At 67.6% G+C, this 2,900-nt stretch carries 3 protein-coding genes; all 3 read right to left on the reverse strand.

The window, feature by feature from the left end:
* A partial coding sequence (locus VF697_RS18270) for a hypothetical protein (RefSeq protein WP_331096713.1) occupies positions 1–726 on the reverse strand: 726 nt, incomplete at its 3' end.
* A gap of 101 nt (positions 727–827) precedes the next feature.
* Positions 828–1,262 carry a VOC family protein gene (locus tag VF697_RS18275; RefSeq protein WP_331096715.1) on the reverse strand — a complete coding sequence of 145 codons (435 nt, stop codon included), beginning with the start codon at positions 1,260–1,262 and terminating at the stop codon, positions 828–830.
* Between the two features lie 37 nt (positions 1,263–1,299).
* Positions 1,300–2,900, reverse strand: a 1,601-nt coding sequence (locus VF697_RS18280; protein ID WP_331096717.1) for a GMC family oxidoreductase, incomplete at its 5' end; no start/stop codon positions are given.

Below are 2,900 nucleotides of genomic sequence, written 5' to 3' on the forward strand. Positions count from 1 at the left end.
GAAGTCGTCGCTGCTCTCCGAGGCGAAGATCGTCACGGTGCCATTCACCTTCTTGCGGCGACCGTAGGCCCACAGGCAGTACTGCCCATCGTGGCTGAAGATGCGGAAGGAGGAGCGCTGGAACTGGATCGCCGCCGCGGCCGCCTTCCGGTAGCGGTGATCCCCCGTGAGCATGTACGCGGAGGACAGCCCATAGACGAGGCGGGAGAGCGTGGGCATGGCCTGGAGGTTGTCGTCCGTGGGCCCGCCGTACATGTTGAGGTTCGTCCGGTAGTACCGGGAGACGTCGTCCTCGGTGTAGTTGCGCGCGTCACCGAAGAGGGCATCCAGCCAGGAGTCGGCCATGAGCCGGATCTGCGTCAGGCACCACTGCTTGTCCTCGAAGAGGAACCGCTGCGGCTCGGAGTGCATCAGCGTCACGGCCCGGACGTCGAAGCGCGTCCCCCCGGCGTTCTCGGTCATGATGCCCCGGACGAAGACGGTGTCCTGGGGCCGCAGGTAGCGGGCCACCTTGCGGGCCAGGTCGGTGCCCTCGAAATCCTTCACGTCCGGCACGCGATCCTGGGAGACCCCATCCAGGTTGCTGAGCACCGAGAACGTCGTCTCGGTGCTGAAGTAAAGGATCACCGTGTCTCCGTTGCGCAGGTGAAGCGAGCACCGGAGCTGCTTCGGCTCCACGGAGCTGACGGTTCCCTGGAGCACGGTCATGCGGTAAAGATTGTTCATGAAGCCTCTCGTGATGGGGTGATGTGTCGTTGCGTGTTGATAGACCCGGTCCTGGCCTTTCGTGATGAGGCATTGCGTTGCCCCACCACCATGGCGCGCCGTCAGGCGCCCGGCATGGGCGGGGGCTCCAGCTCATCCTCGTAGCCCTGGGTGAGCTCGAGGATGTTGCCCTCCGGATCGGCCACCCAGGCGGAGCGCCAGCCGGGGATGAAGTCATCGAAATCCAGGGGCATCAGCGTCACGCGCGCGGCGGGGCCCAGCTCGGCCAGCTTCGCGTCGACATCGTCGACGACGAAGGCGAGGTGACGCACCCCGGGAAACCACGGCCCGTCCCCGCCCGCCGGAGCGACGGGCGCGGGCTCCCGGGCCTCGAAGAGCTCCAAGTAGACGGTGTCGGATTTGAGGAACACGATCTGGGTGTCCCCGAGGCGCACGACCCGGGCCCGCCTGAAGCCGAAGTGCTCCGTGTAGAAGCGCTCGAGCTTCAGGGGATCCTGGCATGCCAGGGCGAGATGGAAGAATCGAGGCGTTGCCATGCCGTGTGACCTCCTCGTATGGGGTTTGTGTTTGTGATTACAGCGCGGCACGGAGGCCGTGATCGGCCTTGATCATGTCGGCGCACTTCTCGGCGAGCATGACGATGCCCGTATGGCAATTGCCGGAGGGGACGGCCGGCATCACACTGGCGTCCGCGACGCGCAGCCCCACGATGCCGTGGACTCGCAGCTGGGGGTCCACGACCGCCATCGCATCGAGCCCCATCCGGCAAGAGCCGGCCTGGTGGTGATACGAGTCGGCGTTCTGTCTGACGTAGGCCCGGAGCTCCTCGCGCGTCCTGACGCCGGGGCCGGGCTTCAGCTCGGGACCCACCCACTTGGAGAACGCCCGCGTGGCGAAGAGCTCCCGGGCCAGCTCCATCCCCTGCATCAGACGCGTCAGGTCCGACTCGACCGCCAGGTAGTTGGGATCCACGAGCGGCTTGTCCAGGGGATTGGCGCTGGCCAGCCGGACCGAGCCGCGCGACAGCGGTCGCACCACCCCGGGCAGGATGCTGATGGAGTTCGGGTGCCCCTGGCCGACGATGATGTCGAAGGGCACGTGGACGAAGGCCATCTGCAGATCAGGACCCATCCACCCAGGAGCGGACCTGCAGAACAGGGCGGCCTCGGAGAGATTGAGCCTGGGTGCCGGCACGGGCCGGGTGCACTCGCGGATCACCCCCGCCAGGACATGGTTGTGGAAGTTCTCCCCCACCCCGGGCAGGGCCGCGTGCACGCGGATGTCGAGTGGCCAGAGCTGCTCGGGATCTCCAATCCCAGACAGCAGGAGCAGCTTGGGCGACTCGATCGCCCCACACGCCACGATGACCTCCCCCGTGGCATGAGCGCTCTCGAGCTTGCCCTCGCGGTGGTACTCCACGCCCACGCAGCGCTGGTGCCTGAAGAGCAGCCGCGAGGCCTGGGCATTCGTCACCACCGTGAGGTTGGGCCGAGCCAGCGCCGGTCGCAGATAGGCCTCGGCGACGCTGTGACGCCTGCCTTCCTTGATGTTGACGTGGTGCCAACCGGCTCCTTCCATCTGGGGGCCGTTGAAGTCCTCGGTCTCGCGGTAGCCCAGCTCCCGGCAGGCGTCGAGGAACGCCTGGGAGGTGGGATTGGGCCCGTGGTGCTTCGCGTTGGTCACCGGCAGCGGTCCGCCATGACCGGCCCAGGGGTTGGTGTCGTCCTCCTGGTCCTCCAGCTTCTGGAAGTAGGGCAGGACGTCCTGGTAGCTCCAGCCAGGGCACCCCTGGTAGGCCCAGTTGTCATAGTCCGAGGGGTGACCGCGGACGTGCATCATGATGTAGAGGTTGCTGCTGCCGCCGAGCAGCTTGCCGCGCGGCTCGTGGATGATCCGCTCCCCGAGTGCCGCCTGGGGCACGCTGGTGTAGCCCCAGTCGATGGACGAGCCGAGCAGCCGGGGCCACGCCGAGGGATTGGAGACGTCCTCCGGAGCCCCCGCGCCTCCCGCCTCCAGCAGCAGCACCCGGACCTCGGGATCCTCGGTCAGCCGGCGGGCGAGCACCGAGCCCGCGGTGCCGCCGCCGACGATCACGTAGTCGTACTCCTCGTCGCCCGTCACGGTCGCCACCGCGCTACGAACCGGTCGGCTGCGCCGCGCGGAACGGCTGCGTG

The organism is Archangium sp. (assembly GCF_036388035.1).
In the GTDB taxonomy this organism is placed as follows: Bacteria; Myxococcota; Myxococcia; order Myxococcales; family Myxococcaceae; genus Archangium.

What these genes read in the sequence shown, in the direction of transcription:
- VF697_RS18275 (WP_331096715.1), bottom strand. Translation starts at nt 1,262, where the DNA reads ATGGCAACGCCTCGATTCTTCCATCTCGCCCTGGCATGCCAGGATCCC.